The sequence below is a fragment of the Celeribacter sp. SCSIO 80838 genome (assembly GCF_056498065.1).
The window spans coordinates 1060557-1078108 of sequence record NZ_JAZKMA010000001.1 but is presented as its reverse complement, the minus strand read 5'-3'; the positions used below and the strand labels follow the sequence as shown (position 1 = coordinate 1078108).

Annotated in this window: 19 protein-coding genes; 2 read left to right on the top strand and 17 right to left on the bottom strand. The window is 60.2% G+C overall.

Going from position 1 to position 17552, the window contains the following annotated elements:
• Positions 1 to 48: 48 nt before the first annotated feature.
• The gene (locus V1475_RS05230) at positions 49 to 402 is read left to right on the top strand and encodes a DUF2794 domain-containing protein (protein WP_479411901.1); all 354 of its coding nucleotides are present in this window, start codon (positions 49 to 51) and stop codon (positions 400 to 402) included.
• Here V1475_RS05230 and V1475_RS05225 read toward each other — a convergent pair whose 3' ends face one another.
• From V1475_RS05225 to V1475_RS05215, 3 genes are all read right to left on the bottom strand, one after another.
• Positions 403 to 1215: a C40 family peptidase gene (locus V1475_RS05225; protein WP_479411900.1), complete on the bottom strand. Its 813-nt coding sequence runs from the start codon at positions 1213 to 1215 to the stop codon at positions 403 to 405.
• Positions 1212 to 2594: a leucyl aminopeptidase family protein gene (locus V1475_RS05220; RefSeq protein ID WP_479411899.1), complete on the bottom strand. Its 1383-nt coding sequence runs from the start codon at positions 2592 to 2594 to the stop codon at positions 1212 to 1214. The genes V1475_RS05225 and V1475_RS05220 overlap by 4 nt, the downstream gene beginning before the upstream one ends.
• Positions 2595 to 2720: 126 nt before the next feature.
• Complete coding sequence (locus tag V1475_RS05215; protein WP_479411898.1) at positions 2721 to 3098, bottom strand: hypothetical protein; 378 nt, start codon at positions 3096 to 3098, stop codon at positions 2721 to 2723.
• 170 nt (positions 3099 to 3268) lie between these two features.
• Between V1475_RS05215 and V1475_RS05210 the strand changes: the two genes are divergently transcribed.
• A complete protein-coding gene (locus V1475_RS05210; RefSeq protein ID WP_434289531.1) occupies positions 3269 to 3916 on the top strand; it encodes a carbonic anhydrase in 648 nt (215 codons plus the stop codon).
• Positions 3917 to 3938: 22 nt separating this feature from the next.
• On the opposite strand, the gene V1475_RS05205 is transcribed toward V1475_RS05210, so the two are convergent.
• From V1475_RS05205 to V1475_RS05140, 14 genes are all read right to left on the bottom strand, one after another.
• Positions 3939 to 4226: a hypothetical protein gene (locus V1475_RS05205; RefSeq protein ID WP_479411897.1), complete on the bottom strand. Its 288-nt coding sequence runs from the start codon at positions 4224 to 4226 to the stop codon at positions 3939 to 3941.
• Between the two features lie 28 nt (positions 4227 to 4254).
• Positions 4255 to 4470, bottom strand: coding sequence for a hypothetical protein (locus tag V1475_RS05200; RefSeq protein WP_434289534.1), 216 nt, complete (start codon positions 4468 to 4470; stop codon positions 4255 to 4257).
• Between the two features lie 375 nt (positions 4471 to 4845).
• Positions 4846 to 6498 (bottom strand): DUF4139 domain-containing protein, encoded by a 1653-nt coding sequence (locus V1475_RS05195; protein WP_479411896.1) that lies wholly within the window; start codon positions 6496 to 6498, stop codon positions 4846 to 4848.
• Between the two features lie 123 nt (positions 6499 to 6621).
• Positions 6622 to 6834 (bottom strand): hypothetical protein, encoded by a 213-nt coding sequence (locus V1475_RS05190; protein ID WP_479411895.1) that lies wholly within the window; start codon positions 6832 to 6834, stop codon positions 6622 to 6624.
• A gap of 343 nt (positions 6835 to 7177) precedes the next feature.
• Positions 7178 to 8200, bottom strand: a complete 1023-nt coding sequence (locus V1475_RS05185) for an aspartate-semialdehyde dehydrogenase (RefSeq protein ID WP_479411894.1) — start codon at positions 8198 to 8200, stop codon at positions 7178 to 7180.
• Between the two features lie 72 nt (positions 8201 to 8272).
• Positions 8273 to 9412 (bottom strand): capsular polysaccharide export protein, LipB/KpsS family, encoded by a 1140-nt coding sequence (locus V1475_RS05180; protein ID WP_479411893.1) that lies wholly within the window; start codon positions 9410 to 9412, stop codon positions 8273 to 8275.
• Positions 9413 to 9585: 173 nt separating this feature from the next.
• Positions 9586 to 11415 carry a polysaccharide biosynthesis protein gene (locus V1475_RS05175; protein ID WP_479411892.1) on the bottom strand — a complete coding sequence of 610 codons (1830 nt, stop codon included), beginning with the start codon at positions 11413 to 11415 and terminating at the stop codon, positions 9586 to 9588.
• Positions 11416 to 11618: 203 nt separating this feature from the next.
• Positions 11619 to 12224 carry a sugar transferase gene (locus V1475_RS05170; protein WP_479411891.1) on the bottom strand — a complete coding sequence of 202 codons (606 nt, stop codon included), beginning with the start codon at positions 12222 to 12224 and terminating at the stop codon, positions 11619 to 11621.
• Positions 12221 to 13102 (bottom strand): NAD-dependent epimerase/dehydratase family protein, encoded by an 882-nt coding sequence (locus tag V1475_RS05165; protein ID WP_479411890.1) that lies wholly within the window; start codon positions 13100 to 13102, stop codon positions 12221 to 12223. The genes V1475_RS05170 and V1475_RS05165 overlap by 4 nt, the downstream gene beginning before the upstream one ends.
• A gap of 68 nt (positions 13103 to 13170) precedes the next feature.
• Positions 13171 to 14004: a TonB family protein gene (locus tag V1475_RS05160; protein ID WP_434289549.1), complete on the bottom strand. Its 834-nt coding sequence runs from the start codon at positions 14002 to 14004 to the stop codon at positions 13171 to 13173.
• Positions 14001 to 14429 (bottom strand): ExbD/TolR family protein, encoded by a 429-nt coding sequence (locus V1475_RS05155; RefSeq protein WP_434289551.1) that lies wholly within the window; start codon positions 14427 to 14429, stop codon positions 14001 to 14003. The genes V1475_RS05160 and V1475_RS05155 overlap by 4 nt, the downstream gene beginning before the upstream one ends.
• A gap of 3 nt (positions 14430 to 14432) precedes the next feature.
• Positions 14433 to 14813 (bottom strand): ExbD/TolR family protein, encoded by a 381-nt coding sequence (locus V1475_RS05150; protein WP_434289553.1) that lies wholly within the window; start codon positions 14811 to 14813, stop codon positions 14433 to 14435.
• Positions 14814 to 14816: 3 nt separating this feature from the next.
• On the bottom strand, positions 14817 to 15497 hold the full coding sequence (locus V1475_RS05145; protein WP_434289554.1) for a MotA/TolQ/ExbB proton channel family protein: 681 nt from the start codon (positions 15495 to 15497) through the stop codon (positions 14817 to 14819).
• A 95-nt stretch (positions 15498 to 15592) separates the two neighbouring features.
• Complete coding sequence (locus V1475_RS05140) at positions 15593 to 17539, bottom strand: MacB family efflux pump subunit (RefSeq protein WP_434289556.1); 1947 nt, start codon at positions 17537 to 17539, stop codon at positions 15593 to 15595.
• Between the last annotated feature and the right edge of the window lie 13 nt (positions 17540 to 17552).

Below are 17552 nucleotides of genomic sequence, written 5' to 3'. Positions count from 1 at the left end.
CTCACGAGTTTTCTTGATTTGCAGAGGAAATGCGCCCACTCTCGATACATGAATGTACAAACGCCGACGCCCTTCCCGGGCCCTCAGCCGCCCAGCCCACCGGATAAGGTCGCTTTCGACCGCCATGAGCTTGGGGCCATTCTCGGACTTTACGGACGCATGGTCGCGGCCGGCGAATGGCGCGATTACGGCATGTCCTTTCTCAAAGATGTCGCGGTCTTCTCGGTGTTTCGCCGCACAGCCGAGCACCCGATCTATCGCATCGAAAAACGCCCGAAACTGCGCGGTCGACAGGGCATGTATGCCGTGATCGGCATGGATGGCCAAATCCTCAAACGCGGTGCCAATCTGCGCATGGTGCTCAGGGTGTTCGACCGCAAACTGATCCGCCCGGTGGAGTAATCACACCCGGCGATGCGCCGTCACCTGCCCGTCGCCCTGCGCCTCGATCCGCGCGATGGCCCGGTCGATCGGCTCGTAAGCCACCGCCATATGATGCGCATTCGCGTGGATCAAAACCTCCGCGTCGACACACATCGCGACATGGCCCTTCCAAAACAAAAGATCGCCGCGCTGATAGCCGCCCGTGGCCTCGGACCCGAGGCTCATCTGCATATCGCTGTCCCCCGGACAGAGCACGCCACAGGCCAGAAGCCCCGCCTGCACCAGACCGGAACAGTCGATGCCAAAGGCGGAATTGCCGCCCCAGAGATAGGGCGTTCCGAAAAATATCTGCGCAATGGTCACCGGGTCTGAAAAGGGCCGACCAATCGGGCGGACATGGGCTTTCGGCACGAACAACCCACCTTCGATCTCCATGAATTTGCGCCGCTCGTCGACCACCTTGACGCGTGAGCCGAAAGACAGGTTGGTCACCGCCTCGGTCTTAAAATCGTCACGCGGATAAAGATGAGTCGCGCGCGCGGAAATCGTATGGCTCCCGCTCAGCTCCGGCCCGAGATCGGCCTCGTCGACATAGCCGACATAGCCATCGCGCGCGGCAATGCCAAAGGCCCAGCCATCGTGCAGTTCCAGAACATCGAATCCCTCGCCCCAGAGAAGCTGCCGATCTCGCGCCCCGCCTGGAGACGCACGCAGATCGGCAACGGGCAAGGAAATGGTGTAACGCGTCGGAGTGACCTCGGCCTGCCCACCCAAGGCATGACCAGACAGGGCGACACGCGCATTGGCGGGGGTCAGGCGGCGATCGCTCACAGTTTCAAAAGCTCCGGAAGCGCGGCAAGAATCGCCCGCGCACCCTGCCCCACCCCGCCTTTCGGGCGCGCCGGAAGCGGTGCCGGGCACCAACCGTAAATGTCGAAATGCATATAGCGCGGGGTCTCGGTCACGAACCGACGCAGGAAAAGCGCGCCAGTGATCGCCCCTGCCATCCCCCCCGAGGGCGCATTGTCGAGATCGGCAATGCCCGGTTCGATCATCGTCTCGTAAGGCTCCCAATAGGGCAGTTGCCAGACTGGATCGGCAACCTTGGCGGAGGCCCGCGACAGAATCGTCGCATCCCTCGTGTCCGTAGCAAAGAACGGCGGCACATCGGGACCGAGCGCCACACGTGCCGCCCCCGTGAGCGTCGCCATGGAGATCACCAGATCGGGCGGCGTTTCATCGGCCAGTGCCAGAGCATCGGCCAGAACCAGACGCCCCTCCGCATCGGTGTTGTTGATCTCGACCGTCAACCCCTTGCGCGAGGTCAGGATGTCCTGCGGCCGGAAGGCGGAACCGTCCACGGCATTTTCCACTGCCGGGATCAACACCCGCAATTGCAGCGGCAGGTCGAGCGCCATGATCATCTTTGCAAGGCCAAGCACCGTGGCCGCACCACCCATGTCTTTTTTCATCAACCCCATGGAGGAACCCGGCTTGAGGTTCAGCCCACCGGTGTCGAAACACACACCCTTGCCTACAAGCGTCAGCGTCGGACCACTCTGTCCCCAGCGCATGTCGATCAGGCGCGGCTCGCGCGGAGAGGCGCGCCCAACGGCGTGAATCATCGGCATGTTGTCGTCCAAAAGCGCCGTGCCTGTGGTCACGGCAATCTCCGCGCCATGCTCTTCGGCCAGCGCTCGCGCGGCGAATTCGAGCTCCGCCGGCCCCATGTCATTGGCGGGCGTGTTGATCAGATCGCGGGTTAACGCCTCACCCAGAGCGATGGCTTCAAGCCGCGCGGCATCGACGCCTTCGGGCGCGATCAGATCAGCTTCAGGCGCATTTTTTTGTGCATAGACGTCAAAGACATATCCGGAAAACAGCCAGCCGAGGAGCTGTTCATCGAGCGTATCACCCGTGAGCTCCGTCTCCAGGCGATACGTCCCCTTCGGCAGTTTCGGACGCACCGCTCCGAGACTGAATCTCTGACGCGCACGCTCTTTCGCACTGCCCAAACCGGCCAAAGCCCCTGCAATACCATACGCTCCCGGCAGGAGGCACACGGCTCCGGCGCTCGCACTGAACCCCTGCGCCCTTGCCCAAACGACCTGAGCAGGCTCAAGGCTCGCAAGCCTCGCCTCAAGATCTTCAGGCGTGGTCAGATAAAGCGGAAGGGAAGATGCGCCGGGTTTGGCAAAGGAAAGTGGCATCGGATAGGCCTTTCATGACGGTCACGCCAAACTTAGCTCATCCGATGCCACCTGCAAGCCGAAGCGTCCGGGGACGTCTTTGAGTGCGGCAAGGGACATACGCACCCGTCTCGCCCCTGACCCGCTTCAAAGAGAGGCCCCCTGCAAATCCCAGACCGCCAGAAGGGAATTCTCACCGATCCGCATCAGACGCTCGACACAGGCGGCCAGCGCCGTACTGTCCTCGGTCAAGGCCAGTGCACTCACATCCCCCGCGACCCGGGCGAAAGTGACCATGCCGATCTGTTCCGAAATCGCGATCATCGAACGCGCCGCCCGCTGCATCTCCGCGAACTGGCCCTTGCGATAGCTGCTGTCGACCTTGGCCAGTCGCACCGCCAGCTCCTCCATCGCGCGCGACACCACCCCGTCCGCGCCGGAGGTTCCCAACTGATTGTACAATTGATCCAAACGATCACGATCCACTTCGACCGTCCCATCCGGCCGCAACTTTGACACCACCATGTCTCTACCCCACAAATCTCATGCGCCCCCACGCGCTATGCAGAAACTTTGCAACAAGACCCTCAAGAAAAGGTTTAATGCAAAGCAGTTTCTCACTCGAATTCCCCGAAAACTCTCATTACATTCGCTGCAATTTGGCAGCAGACGTCTGAAAAGGAACGTTTCACCCGATGAAATACGCACGCCCCCTCCCGAACTACATGGTCCAACGCTATCACGGCTGGAAGGCCACGACCTTCAACGAGAACCGCACCTGGTACAAGAAGCTCGCGGAAGAGGGTCAGCGCCCCCGCGCCTTCATCATCGCGTGTTGCGATTCCCGTGTGCATGTGACCTCAATCTTCGGGGCGGATCAGGGCGAATTCTTCATTCACCGCAACATCGCGAACCTCGTGCCGCCCTTCACCGACGACGGCGACCACCACGGCACTTCGGCGGCGGTGGAATATGCCGTCACCGCGCTGAAAGTGGCCCATATCGTGATCCTCGGGCACTCCAACTGCGGCGGCGTTCAGGGCTGCTATGACATGTGCTCAGGCCATGCACCGGAGCTTGAAGAAAAGTCCTCATTCGTCGGGCGCTGGATGGACATCCTCCGCCCAGGCTACGAGCGCGTTCTCGATGTGCCGGAAGAGCAACGCAAAGATGCTCTGGAAAAGGAATCCATCCTGATCTCGCTCGAGAACCTGATGAGCTTCCCCTTTGTCCGCGAGGCCGTCGAGAAAGGCAATCTCACCCTTCACGGGCTCTGGACGGACATCGGCGACGGCGACCTTCTCCAGTACGATCCCGAGAGCAAGACCTTCGTTCAGGTCTGATCCCTGCCCTGACCCCATCAGGTCAGGCAACCAGCCGCAGGACGTTTTCTACGGCGTGCTCTTCGGTCAAGACGAAGGGCGCGTTGGCGGCCTCTTCCGGGCGCGGTGCCTCGATCAGCGCACCGGATTGCACCGAGACGGAACGCACGAACATCGGTTTGCTCATCTGCGTCACCACATGGCGGCTCGTCGAGCGCTCGGTCGAGACGATCTCGCCGAACTCTTCCGGGAAAAACATCACGGCGCCGCTCTGATACAGGTTCAGCGCAATGATGCGGCCTTGGCGGGCTTTGGCGAAATAGTCGGTCATGGATCTGTCCTTTCTGAATGTCTGACGATCAGGCGGCCAGCGCGAGGCGGGCACCGAGGTCCGGGCGATAGTCCGGATCGTTGCGATATCCCCCGAGGATGATCACGTTCGACCGCCGCGCCTCCCGTGTCAGGTTGTGATTGGCGGGACGCCCGGCAGCCTCAAGGACATGCACGTCCCAGTTGAAAAGGATCGCACCTTTGGCCTCGACGGACTGGCCTGCGGTCTTCATCAGCTTGATCATGTTTCCATCCTTTCGTCGCGCATCGTTCCTAACCCCCGGAACCCTTGAGATCATGGGAACACGGACGATCGATTGGCGGAAATGGAGCATGGAAACAATTTGAGACATTTGCGATTTTCCCCGCAGATGCACAAACAATATGTCTTAAGATTCAAAGAGATAACGCCCCGTTAAAAGTCGGATTTCAAAAGTTAAAATTCTCTTCATCGCTTAAATATTGGTTAACTTGTCTTGAGACCCGTGACGGTGATCTGACCCTCCTGCGGCAGCTTTGTGACAGGCTTAACATGGCCTTAAAATTTCCGAATCACGGAGGCCCGGATGCGATCCGGACTCCCGTATAAATTATACGTCACACCTGACGAATGGCCGCGCTCATTGCAGCATCTTGCCCTCCGGCCAGCGCAGATTTTCGCTCAGGCTGATTTTCTGGCTGTCGCCCGCCTCAAGGTCGAAATGCCATGCGAGCACCCCGCGTTTGTCGTCCACACCCTCGACATCCGGCGAGGGGGAGGCGGACCAGTCCACTTTCAACTCGTCCTGTTCAGACACGGAGACGCGATCCAGAACCTCGATCGGCCAACTGCGCGCGGTCAGGTTCGCGATCTCGATCCGCCATTCCGTTTCCGTCTCGTTGGATTTGGAAATCATGCCGCGGTCGCCTTCATTGCGGGTCAAGAGCACACGCTTCACGGAAATGCCATCCACCGGCCCAAAGGCCAGCTCCGCCTCGCCGCCATCGACCAGGGTATCAAGCATCGCCTCACCTAGGTTCACACCGTCGCGGATCAACTGCACCGGACCGGGCACCAGCATCTCTCCCGTCTCATTTGTGAAGCTCGTCATCAGATAGCCCACCTCCTCATGCAACGGCACGGCGCGCACGAAAATCTCCGGCGACAGATCGACGGTGGCCAGAGCGAATTCCACCGCATCCTCGCCCGAATAGAGCGTCGCAGGCGTCGGGTAGCTATAGGTCTGACTGAGGCCGGAAAGGTTGGTGTTCATCTTCTGCACCATCATTGGTGCTTCCATAACAGGTTCGGCATAGCCCCCCTCCATCGCATCGCTGGCCATGGTGCGCATCAGCGGCTCGACGGGACGCGGTTCATAGACACGGCGGATCAGAGAATAGACGTCCTGCGGAAAACTACGGCGGGTCGGATCGTCCGTGGCAAAGGTGAGCGCAACATCGGTCCAAAGCTCGCCGGTGTCCTGCATGGCGACGACCGAACGCGTAAACAACAGGGAGTTGTCGTCCGTGTTCAGCCGCGCGGTATACCGAGGCTGCCAGGCGGCCTCATTGGACATGTAGGTAAAGCCGATCTCGACATCGCCGGCCTGCTCCATGGTCACCGGCAAGGTGATGGAGATACGGTTCTCGTCGGAGGGCACCAAAAGCTCAAGCGCCTTTGTTGCCTCCGCCAGTTCTGCCTCAAGGTCTTCCATGGCCGCTTCTGCAGCCTTGGCCCGACGCTCCGCGTCCTGCTGCGCAAGCCGCGCGGCAAGGGATTCTTCGCGGATCATCCGCGCTGTGGCCGCGCTTTGCTCCGCATCGCTTCCGTCAGACAGCCGTGCGAGATAGGCGAGCGTGTCCTTGGCAGCCTCTGCCTCGAACCCGATTTGCGCAATCTGTGCGCGCCGGTCATCGATCTCGCCTTCCAGCGTCTCGACACGCGCCAAGGCGGCTTTCTCCGCCTCTGAACGAATGAGCAGCGCTTTGGAGATGTCTTCGATGCCGTAAGCCACTGGGCCAAGTTCGCCCCCCTCGACACGGATCTGCATGTTCCGCGCAATCTCCTCGTAGGAATAACGCGTCGGAATGTCGACGAAGACGATCTCATGCGCGCCTTCGGGCAGAGAGACGGTCGCATTGCGGGTGATCATCGCGCCTTGCGGGTAGAGCGTCGCCTCGGTGACCAAGCTACGCGCCTCGAAGCGCTCTGCGAAGGCGGGCAACGCGATCAATGCGCTTCCGGCAAGACAGGACAGGGTCAGAATGGCACGCGGGCTAAATTTCGGGAACATGATTTCCTCCTAAATGGTCGGAGGAAAGGTCCAATGCGCTTCAGCTTTGCGCAAGGGGAATTCCCCCTTCGTCAAAGCCACAGCCCGCGCATGGCGAAAGCTCGCCGATCCCCCGACACGCAGTCAGGCGACGATCTTGGTTTCGCGGCGGCAGCCGTCCTGAAACTTCTCGTGGAATGTCTTGCACAGATCTTCACGGGTGAGCTGCGGATGAGGCTTGGCCAATTCCTCCGCCCAGTCACCCAGACGGTCGACTGAACGGTCCGATGCCCCCGTGTCGTTCCTTTTGATCTCATGTTGACGCATCGCGCCAAGATCGATTTTCACTCGAAACATCACCCTACCCCTTCGTTGCATGGCTCTGTCGTCAGGCCGAAAATAAGCATAACAGCGCCACAGATGCGCCGCGTGTATGAATAAAGTTTAAAGTTAACTGCGCGTCCACTCTGGCTTGTCCGAAATTTCGCTCAGATTTCAGAGTGTTGATTGTTTAAAAACTGCTGCTTTTCGCAGTAATGCCTGCCCGGAAGACAAGCCCATCACCACAGACTTTCTCAGAAAAGCCGTGATCATGCCTCTGAGGTGGCGAATCGGCGCCACGAAACCCAACATAAAAGGGCGCTCGCAAGCGCCCTTTTATTAAGAATTTAGTTACCGTCTTTCGACCATACCGGACAACTCAGCCCTTCTTGAGCACCCGACGACCGAGCAGTTCAGCGATCTGAACCGCATTCAGAGCCGCGCCCTTGCGCAGGTTGTCGGAGACGCACCACAGGTTCAGACCATTCTCGACGGTGACGTCCTGACGAATGCGGGAAATGAAGGTCGCGAAGTCGCCGACACATTCGACCGGGGTCACATAGCCGCCGTTTTCGCGCTTATCGACCACAAGAATGCCCGGCGCGGTGCGCAGGATTTCGCGGGCTTCGTCCTCGTCAAGGAACTCTTCGAACTCGATGTTGATCGACTCGGAGTGCCCGACGAACACCGGCACACGCACGCAGGTCGCGGTGACCTTGATCGCCGGATCGACGATCTTCTTGGTCTCGGCGACCATCTTCCATTCTTCTTTCGTGTCGCCCGAGTCCATGAAGACATCGATATGCGGGATCACGTTGAAGGCGATCTGTTTGGTGAATTTCGAGGGAGCAACTTCCTGACCCGGGACATACATGCCCTTGGTCTGGTCCCAAAGCTCGTCGATGCCTTCCTTGCCCGCGCCAGACACGGATTGGTAGGTCGACACCACAACGCGTTTGATTTTCGCACGGTCATGCAGCGGCTTCAGAGCCACAACCATCTGCGCGGTGGAACAGTTCGGGTTCGCGATGATGTTCTTGTTTTTGTACATCTCGATCGCATCCGGGTTCACTTCCGGCACGATCAGCGGAATTTCCGGATCGTAGCGATAGAGGGACGAGTTGTCGATCACGACACAGCCCGCCGCCGCCGCTTTCGGCGCGTAGGTTTTGGTCGCGTCGGAGCCGACCGCAAACAGGGCGATGTCCCAGCCGGAGAAATCGAACGTGTCGAGATCCTTGGTGGTCAGGGTCTTGTCGCCAAAGCTCACTTCTGTACCGAGAGATTTGCGTGACGCCAGCGCCACGATCTCATCGACAGGAAACTCGCGCTCGGCGAGGATGTTCAGCATTTCGCGACCCACATTGCCCGTGGCGCCCGCGACGACGACTTTATAACCCATTTGGCACTCCTCATTCGTCCAGGGTGACTGGCGCGGAGCCTTACTCGAAAGGGGCAGGAGAAGAAAGGGGGTTTAGCACCGCGCAGCCACTCTGGCGGCTTCAATTCGCGCTTGTGCGGCCTTTTGGTCGATCATCGCCCCCGCAATCGGGTCGTCCGATACATGCGGGAAATGGACCTGATCAAGATAACTCATGAAAGCGGCTCTGAGTTCGGGATCGAAGGAAAGCGATTCCGCCTGATACAAGGCCCCGCTCAGGGCTTCGGGACTGTCCGCCACCGTGACCAATCCCGGCATCGCGAAAAACGCCTCGCCCAGAACGATCACCGGTTTGTCATAGAAAAACGCCTGAAGCCCCACGGAAGAATTGATGGTGATCACACCACGGCTCGCGCGGACCTGTTCGAACGTGTCGCTCTGGTTGTCGACCACGATCCGCCCTTTCGCCGCCTCGACCGCGCTGGTCAAGGGCCATGCCAAAGAGGTCTTGGCGGAGGGGTGCTCCTTGACCCGGATGTGCCAGCCGTCCGGCAGGTCAGCCGCCGCTTTTGCCAGCGCAGCCAGCATGTTCGGCACAGAGCCGACCCAGCCGGAGAACAGGGTGATCTGGCTGTCGTTCGGCACTTGCAGCGGCACAAACAGAAAGTTCTGCCCCGCGAGATCGGCCCCCGACGCCTGACCGACATCTGCACGCTTTGACGCCCGCGCCGTCAGATTGGCGCCGAGGTGCCGCCAGTCCTCATTCTGCCGGTCCGGACGCCCTGCGGCCCATGCGGTATAAAACCGTGCATCGCGCGGCAGGGAGCCGAGCGCGTTGACCCCGGTATGATCGAGCTGCATCCGCCCAGGAAAAGGCGCAAGCTCGGCATAGAGCGTCGGCACGCCTGCGTCCTTTGCCCCCTCCATGAACACCCTGCGCGATCCGGTTATCCCGTTCCAACAAAGCGCAACCGTATCCCGATGCCGCGAGAAATAGCGGCGCGATCCATTGTATTGCAACCGGATCAAAAGACGTTTGAGCGCACGGCCCAGAGGGCCTTTCGGCTGCCGCTTCGCCACAGAAAGGGCAGCCTCTACCCGTGTTCGGGTCTCCGGGAAATCGCGCAGGGACATCGGGATCGTTCGGAGCACATGCCTCCCGCCATCGGCCTCAGCCACGGAGGACATGAAGCTGTCCTTCTTCTTCGAATAGCCTTTGAGATAGGTGATCATCGTGCCCCGCCTTTCTCTGTCCTTCTCTCTTACCTATGCGAGCCGGGGTAAGGCGACAAGGTCATGCTGACCATGCCCGCCGCGCGACATCGGAAGAGACAAAGGCATAGACCGTCGCACATTTCAGCCCGTAAAAGGCAAAGGGCTTTACGCTGGGCGGCAAAGCCCCATCGTTACAGCCGGGACTCGGTTCCGGTTCGAACCTGCGGGGACACGTCGTTTTCATGGGTGCAACGCATCAAAATCTGACGAAGCTTGCCGGAATTCGACACCTCGATCGCCGCCTGAATTTCCCGCAACAGACCGGCGACCTCGATCTGGCTGAGACAATGTTCTTCCGCCCGCAGGATTTTCGAATTCGGTGTTTTGCGCAGATTGTCCAAATCAACGAAAAGTTCCTCATATAGCTTTTCGCCCGGGCGCAGGCCGATGATCTTGATCTCAATGTCGCCCTCTCCGGTCAGCGGGTCTTTGACACGACGCCCCGAAAGCTGAATCAACTTACGCGCCAGATCCATGATCTTCTGCGGCTGCCCCATGTCGAGCACGAACACGTCGCCGCCTTTGGCATAGGCTCCGGCCAGAAGGACAAGCCGCGACGCCTCGGCAATCGTCATGAAATAACGACGTATCTCGGGATCCGTGACCGTCACGGGACCGCCACTTTCGATCTGGGCCTGAAACAGCGGCAAGACCGACCCGGACGAACCCAGTACATTGCCGAACCGGACCATCGAGAATTTGGTGTGTGGCGCGCGGGTCTGAATGTCCTGAATGATCAGTTCGGAAATCCGTTTCGTTGCGCCCATGATGCTGGTCGGGCGCACGGCCTTGTCGGTCGACACGAGAATGAAGCGCTCGACCCCCTCCTGCACCGCCGTATCGGCGAGGATTTTCGTCCCCATGACATTGTTGCGCGCGCCTTCGACTTCGTTGTTTTCGACCAGAGGAACGTGTTTGTAGGCGGCCGCGTGCAGAACGATTTCCACGCCGTTCTGGCGCATCACATGGCGCAAGCGACCGGCATCCGTGACCGAACCGAGATACGGCAAAACCTCGATGTTGCGGGCCTTTGCCCGAGACTGCAATTCGAGATCGAGCGCATAAAGATTGTATTCGTTCTGTTCGAACAAGACGATCTTTTGGGGCTGGCAATTGAGAAGCTGGCGACAAAGCTCCGACCCGATGGAGCCTCCGGCACCCGTCACCATGATCACCCGCCCGGCATAGCTCTTGACCATTTCCGGCGTGTCCAGATCGACCTTGCCGCGACCGAGCACCTCGTCGGGGTCCACCGTCCGCAACCGCGTATTGCCGCGCTCGACCAGCATGTCGATGAAAGACGGCAGGATCTTGACCGGAATGTCGACGCGTTCACACAGATCCACGATCGCGTCACGACGCTTGCGAGCACTGTCCGGCAACGCAATCATCACCTCGGAAATCGCATTTCGATAGACATCCGAAACCAGATTTCCGGAGGGCAGGACCGGTATCCCCCCGATGTCCATGCCTTGCATCGCGGGATTGTCGTCGAAAAAAGCCACCACACGCCGATCGGGCGACTGCCCCATGGCCGAGGCCAGTTGCACACCCGCCGCGCCAGCCCCAAAAATCGCCACGTTTTTACGCCTGTGCAAATACTCCCGCAGACCGCTGAGGATCGAAACCGCAATGGCGCGCGAAGTCGCAAGCCCCGTGAAAGCAAAGACCCCGAAGGTCAATACGGCGGGTCCGAAACGAGGCAGCTCGAGCGCAACACTCGTCGCCCAGATCACCAGGGCGATACCGGCACTAAACCTGGCGATGGTCATCAGGTCCCGTGCATTCAGCATGACCAGCTTGATCCGATCCAGTCGGAACATCACATTCAGCAACAGCCCGCCGATCATCAACGCTCCGCAGAGCCACAGCAAGGTCGTGCTGTCGCGGACGGTCGCCATTCCGGGCAAAAGAAGCAGGCTCATGAGAAGGGAAAGCGTCAGAACCAGAAAGTCGGACATTAGAAGCACCGCGCGGATCACATTGCGCGGAAGGGACGTCAACCCAACGATAAGTACTTTTCTGTACACGACAAACTCGCCTTAAAACTGCGTCTCCGCCTCATTTTTCTCAAGTTAGTCAGAGCGGAGTTAACAAGCCCATAACATCACCGAAAACATGTGATCGAAGTCAGGACATCGGCGTCGGTCTGCCAAGCCGGTCGCTATTTCAGAATGCCAAGCACAGTCTTAAAAAGGATTTTAATGTCAAAACAGAGGTTTGCATTTTCCCGATAGAGCAAATCCAACCGCGCCTTTCGGGGCACACAGCGACGGGAATAAACCGAATCCGTCGCCTCTGGCGTATCGCAATCGGCCAAAAGACGCGCCTCGTGGGCATGAAACGTCAGGGTTGCAAGGCCTGTCACCCCAGGCCGGTTCTGCAACACGGCACGGTAAACCTCCGGGTGGCGCTCGACATAGAGCCGCAAAGGCGGGCGCGGCCCGACAAAGGACATATCACCCCTGAAAACATTCCACAGCTGCGGCAGCTCATCGAGACGGCTGCGGCGCAGAAACCGGCCTGTACGCGTGATCCGATCTTGCTTGTCACCACCGGACACACCGCTGTCGGTCGCCGAACGGGTCATGGTCCGAAACTTGATCAGGTGAAATCCCTGCTCCGGTGTTTTCATCCGCTCGGACAGGAAAAACACCGGTCGCCCGTCCCGGAGCAGGATCAGCCCCGCCAGCACACAGATCACAGGCAGCAACAATAGCCCGAGACACATCGCCAGAAAAAGGTCGAACATGCGTTTTCCAAAGCTCATGCCGTGGCCCTCACAGCAGCCCATTCGGCAACGATCTCTTGCGCCGTGCCGTCCAGATCAATCTCCGGACACAGCCTTGCCAGCCGCGTCACATCCAGCGTGATGCGCTGATGACCGGTATCGCTCCGCGGCTGCGCAGTCCAGGGCACGCCCGCCGCATCGAGCAGATCGGACATCTGCACGGGCTTCCCACCAGCCAGATTAAGCACCGGCGGGAGCCTTGCCTCTGTCGCAATCAGGGATCGCAAGACCGAGAGCAAAGTGAGCGGACCAATATAGGACCGTTCCGGCCCCCGCCCGTCCGGGAAAATATCGAGTGTCAAAGGGCCCGAGGAACGGCGCATCGCATTGCCCAAAAGCATATCCGCGCCGGCGACATTGCCGATCCGCAACGCACAAATCTCGATCCCTTCCGTGGCCGCGCGCCGGGAGCAGAGGTCTTCCATCGCGGCCTTGGCGCGACCATAGGCATTGATCGGCGCGGGCGAGACGTCTTCGCAAAACGGCTCTCCCCGCCCCGCGCCATAAACGGCAGAAGACGAGGCAACCAGAAGGCGCCTGATCCCCGCTCGGAGCGCCGCAGTGATCGCATGATCGACACTCGTGACATGGGCTTGCATCGCCTCGGGATCATCTTTTGCACCGATTGCACCAGAAAAGATCAAAATATGATCGAAACCATGGTGAATCTGCGCAGCCCCCAAAGCCGTGGGGTCACGAAAATCGGGCCAGAGAAAAGCGCCCTCGTCGCACCTCTCTAAAACCCGATATTGCCAAAGAAATCGCTGGGCGTCTTCCGGGAGTTGCCGTTCCGCCGCACGCAGATAGCCCCCGATCCGGCCGGAAGCCCCGAGATAAGCGGCTGAGTGGTCAGGCATGGCTGCTCCCGTGGAAAGCGTCCGCATCATGCTAGACGCTTCCACCCCATCAGACCAGTGCCCTCGGCTCAGCCGGCGAATCTAATCGGCAAGCTCATAGGGTAGCTGGCGTCGGTCAGCTCCGCTGGCGCTGCGGGGAAACGGCCAACCCGCTTCACCGCCTCAACCGCCGCCGCATCGAGGACCGGATTTCCCGAACTTTTCGCCACACCGACACTCAGCAAAGCGCCCTCGCGGCTGACCCGAAAGCTCACGGTCACAATCCCGTCCCCGACCCCGCGCGGTGCCCGCTTGCGGCGTTCGATGCGCGAACGGATGGTTGCGCCCCAGCTCGATAGAGCCGACTGGCGCTTCGCCGCACTCAGCCCCGCGCCTTGCGACGCGCGCGCCTCGCCCGCCTGTTGCCCGCCACCAGCACCTGCGGCACGGGTCTCCTGACTGGACCGATCAGTGCCTTGCACGGCTTGTTGCGCCTGCTGCGATTGTTGCGCTTTCGGAGCAGGTTTCGCTTCCGGCTTCGGTGCGGGTTTGGGCGGTTCCGGGGCTTCCGGCGGTTCCGGCGCGTCGAACACCTCCGCTTGTTCCACCGGCTGCATCGGCACGGGCAAAGCCATGTCACTCGGAGCCAGTTCCAGCTCGGGAATTTCCTCCAAAGGTTCCATGACGGGCTTGGGCGGCTCCGGGACCTTGGGCAGATCGGGTGCCACTTCCGGCACCTCTTCCCAACGCTCAACCATGGCTGCCAGCGCCACATTCGACGCCTGAAGCGACAACAAATCCTCGCCGCCTTCACCAGAGGCAGCCGTGCCTGCGGAATGATCCATCAGCGCCACTGCGGCCACCGCAAGATGCGCACCGAGCGCGAGCGACACAAAGAGGGTGCCCGTCAGAACGCGATTCATGCTCCACCTCCTGCCCGGGTCACAAGTTCCACCTTGGGAAACCCGAGTGCCGCCAATTTCGGCAGCAACGCGGCCAGTGTCGCGGCCGAGACCTCGCGATCCGCACTCATGGCAATCGACGGCCCGCTCGCACCTTCACAGCCCCCATCGGCGCAAAGCGCGATGCGCTCCAGTTCCAAAGCCCGCAACACCGCCTCTTCGCCCTGCACATCGCGAAAAGCGAGCGTGCCGTCCTTGGCCAGATAAAGCGGCAGGGGGGCGGTAATTTCAGCCTCCGTTCCGGCTTCGGGCAATTCGAGTTCAAGCGGGTCGGGTGGCGCGATCTCAGCCGTCATCAGAAAAAAGATCAGCAGCAGGAAGACGACGTTGATCATCGGAACGACGCTCTCGGAGGGCTGAGGACGGGGGGCATCAGAAAAATTCATCGTTTACTCCACCAGAACCAGATTGGTAAACCCGGACTCGCCCAGCCATTCCATCACCCCCACCAGACGTTGCAGCGCCACATCCTCATCGTCAGGCCGAAGCACCACAATGTCATCGGGGCTTTGCACCAGCCCTTTCAACTGTTCGATCAGTGCCTCTTCGCCCTGCACAGTACCGTTGAGTTTCAGCTCTTCCGCCCCGACACGCACCAGACGCGGCGGACCGGAATAGCCCTGCGAGGCGCCACCACCGAGCGTCAGCGACAGTTGCGCCGGAGAGCCGAAGCGCGAGGCAAGCATGAAAAACACCAAAAGCAGGAACACCACGTCGATCATCGGGGTGAGCGACATCCGGTGTTTGCGCCGGGGTTCGCTGAACTCCATGGTTCACTCCGCCGCTTGTGCCATCGGGACGGGTTGCTGCGTCACATCACGGGGACGCAGATAGATGCGTGTCGCCATGTCTTCGAACTCGTGGCGCAGGCGGTCGGCAACCGCTTCGAACCCGGTAAACGCGATGGAGGCCGGGATCGCCACGGCCATACCGGCGGCGGTGGTCAGAAGCGCCTCCCAGATGCCGCCCGCCAGCAGCGCCGGATCGGCCTTGGCACCCGCTTCCTGAAGCGTCTGAAACGCGGTGATCATGCCAAGCACGGTCCCCAAGAGACCCAGCAGCGGGGCAATCGTTGCGATCAATTCGAGCGGGCGCAGACCGGAGCGCGCCCGAGCGAGAAAGCCCTTGGCAACCCGTGTGGTCTCGGCCTCAGCGCCGGTCTCGTCATACGCGGGATTGCCATGGGCCGCAAAAGCCGCACGAATGAACCGCGAGCGCAGCCCCTTGCGGCCAGCCAAACGCGCCTTGGCACCTTCGGTGTCGCCATTCGCCCAGAGCGCGAGCGCTTCTTCTCCTGCGGACGTGTTGCGCCAGGCACCAAGATAGGCCAGATCCCAGAGTTTCCAGAAGATCAGAGCCAGCGTGATCACCGAAAGCGCCGCGATCGCCCAGATCGAGGGACCGCCCTTGGCGAGAAAGTCGAGCAGAGAGGCAAAGAGAGCCGAGTCATTCATGTCAGTCACCATACTATGCGTGTAGCTGGCTGATCCATTCAGCTGGCGTTTGCCCCCGGATAGATTATCCTAGTTTTTTAGTCAAGATATGTACGTCACTCTCGGCTCAGTGCCACCACGGGATCGAGCCGTGCCGCATTACGAGCCGGCAAAAAGCCGAAAGTGATCCCGATCAGCGTCGAGGACAGGAAGGCCACGGCAATCGCGGTGGTCGAGAAACTCAACCGCACGCTGGAGGCGAATTCCTCAATCAGATAGCCACCGGTCAGCGCGCCGAGAATGCCAAGTACACCGCCGACCAGACAGACCATGACCGCTTCGATCAGGAACTGGCTGACGATATCCGAACGCCTTGCGCCGATAGCAATGCGCACACCGATTTCCTTGGTCCGCTCGGTCACGGAGACCAGCATGATGTTCATCACGCCGATACCGCCCACAACCAACGAAATCACCGCGATCATTGCCACGAGATAAGTCAGCGTCTGGGTCGTGGAGGTGATGGTTTCGCGAATCGTATCGGAGTTCGACAGAAAGAAATCCTCTGTCCCGTGACGGGTTTTCAACAGTGCGGTGATCTCTGCCTCGGCCTGATCCATGTCGTAATCGTCCGCCACACGCACCCCGATGCTGTCGAGATAGTCCTGCCCGGAAATCCGCGCCATGGACGTGGTGTAAGGCACCCAGACGTTCAAAGAGGACGGCCCAAAGGTTGCCCCCGAAGACCGCACGACACCGATCACACGCACCGGCACACTGCCGAGGAAAATCACTTGGCCCAAAGGATCGGTGCCGTCGTCAAAAAACGTATCCTGCGTGTCTTCGTCGATCACCGCCGCCTGCGCGTAACTGTCGACGTCATCCGTACTGAACACCGATCCTGTCACGGTTTCATAGGCATGGACCTGAAAGTAATCCCCCGACACGCCATTGATCGTCGCCGATGCCTCCGTGCTGCGATAGCGCACGGTTGCCGAAGAAGAGACGGCGGGCGAGACACTGTCTGCCAGATCCATCAGCGCCAGCGCATCGGCATCCGAAGGCACAAGCGTTTCGATCCTTCCGGCCCCGCGGGCCCCGAAGCCCGAGCCTGCCCGCACGGTGATCGTGTTCGTCCCGAGAGAAGAGATGTTCTCCAAGACTTTCTCCTGCGACCCGTTGCCAAGCGCCACCACCAGCACCACGGAGGCGATGCCGATGATGATCCCGAGCATGGTCAGGAAAGACCGCGTGCGATGCGCCAGCATGGCTTTGAGCGAAATGTTGAAGGCCTCAGTCAGACGGCGGAAAGACGCGCCCAGCCCGGAAACCTGTTTCATCGGGCGTTCGATGGTGGCTTGTGACGGCTCGCCAACGTCCTTGCGCGTGTCGGAAATGATCCGCCCGTCACTGATTTCGACGATCCGGTGCGCATGTTCGGCCACTTTCGGGTCGTGGGTCACCATGACAATGGTATGCCCCTTCGCGTTCAATTCCCGGAGCAGGGCAATGAGATCCTCGCCGCTTTTGCTGTCGAGCGCACCGGTGGGTTCGTCGGCCAGGATCACCTCCCCGCCGTTCATCAAGGCACGCGCCACGGAGACCCTTTGTTGCTGCCCCCCCGACAGTTCGGAGGGCCGGTGATCGAGCCGGGTATCGAGGCCAAGCTGGGTCAGCAGATGTTTTGCATGGTCTCGCCGCGCCGCTCGGCTCGCCCCCGCGTAAATCGCAGGCACTTCGACATTCCCCACCGCGTCGAGATCGGGAAGCAATTGATAGCGTTGAAAAATAAAGCCGAAATGCTCGCGCCTGAGCTGTGCCAGCTCATCCGGCTCGAGATCGCTCACATCCTTGCCATCAAAGACATAGGTCCCGGAACTGGCCCGATCGAGACACCCGAGAATGTTCATCAGCGTCGATTTGCCGGAGCCCGAGGCGCCGATAATCGCCACCATTTCACCGGGATATATGTCGATATCGACATCGCGCAGCACGGTGATGGTTTCGTCCCCGGCCTGAAACGAGCGGCTGATGCCACGCGCGGAAATAAGCGGTTCACTCATGATGACCTCCCCC

Excerpts from the sequence above, each read along its gene's own strand:
- V1475_RS05165 (WP_479411890.1), bottom strand. The coding sequence starts at position 13,102 with ATGCCTGACCACTCAGCCGCTTATCTCGGGGCTTCCGGCCGGATCGGG.
- V1475_RS05200 (WP_434289534.1), bottom strand. The coding sequence starts at position 4,470 with ATGATCAAGCTGATGAAGACCGCAGGCCAGTCCGTCGAGGCCAAAGGT.
- V1475_RS05215 (WP_479411898.1), bottom strand. The coding sequence starts at position 3,098 with ATGGTGGTGTCAAAGTTGCGGCCGGATGGGACGGTCGAAGTGGATCGT.
- V1475_RS05170 (WP_479411891.1), bottom strand. The coding sequence starts at position 12,224 with ATGAGCTTTGGAAAACGCATGTTCGACCTTTTTCTGGCGATGTGTCTC.
- V1475_RS05210 (WP_434289531.1), top strand. The coding sequence starts at position 3,269 with ATGAAATACGCACGCCCCCTCCCGAACTACATGGTCCAACGCTATCAC.
- V1475_RS05155 (WP_434289551.1), bottom strand. The coding sequence starts at position 14,429 with ATGAATTTTTCTGATGCCCCCCGTCCTCAGCCCTCCGAGAGCGTCGTT.
- V1475_RS05175 (WP_479411892.1), bottom strand. The coding sequence starts at position 11,415 with ATGTCCGACTTTCTGGTTCTGACGCTTTCCCTTCTCATGAGCCTGCTT.
- V1475_RS05145 (WP_434289554.1), bottom strand. The coding sequence starts at position 15,497 with ATGAATGACTCGGCTCTCTTTGCCTCTCTGCTCGACTTTCTCGCCAAG.
- V1475_RS05185 (WP_479411894.1), bottom strand. The coding sequence starts at position 8,200 with ATGGGTTATAAAGTCGTCGTCGCGGGCGCCACGGGCAATGTGGGTCGC.
- V1475_RS05195 (WP_479411896.1), bottom strand. The coding sequence starts at position 6,498 with ATGTTCCCGAAATTTAGCCCGCGTGCCATTCTGACCCTGTCCTGTCTT.
- V1475_RS05220 (WP_479411899.1), bottom strand. The coding sequence starts at position 2,594 with ATGCCACTTTCCTTTGCCAAACCCGGCGCATCTTCCCTTCCGCTTTAT.
- V1475_RS05140 (WP_434289556.1), bottom strand. The coding sequence starts at position 17,539 with ATGAGTGAACCGCTTATTTCCGCGCGTGGCATCAGCCGCTCGTTTCAG.
- V1475_RS05205 (WP_479411897.1), bottom strand. The coding sequence starts at position 4,226 with ATGACCGACTATTTCGCCAAAGCCCGCCAAGGCCGCATCATTGCGCTG.
- V1475_RS05150 (WP_434289553.1), bottom strand. The coding sequence starts at position 14,813 with ATGGAGTTCAGCGAACCCCGGCGCAAACACCGGATGTCGCTCACCCCG.
- V1475_RS05190 (WP_479411895.1), bottom strand. The coding sequence starts at position 6,834 with ATGTTTCGAGTGAAAATCGATCTTGGCGCGATGCGTCAACATGAGATC.
- V1475_RS05160 (WP_434289549.1), bottom strand. The coding sequence starts at position 14,004 with ATGAATCGCGTTCTGACGGGCACCCTCTTTGTGTCGCTCGCGCTCGGT.
- V1475_RS05180 (WP_479411893.1), bottom strand. The coding sequence starts at position 9,412 with ATGATCACCTATCTCAAAGGCTATTCGAAGAAGAAGGACAGCTTCATG.
- V1475_RS05230 (WP_479411901.1), top strand. The coding sequence starts at position 49 with ATGAATGTACAAACGCCGACGCCCTTCCCGGGCCCTCAGCCGCCCAGC.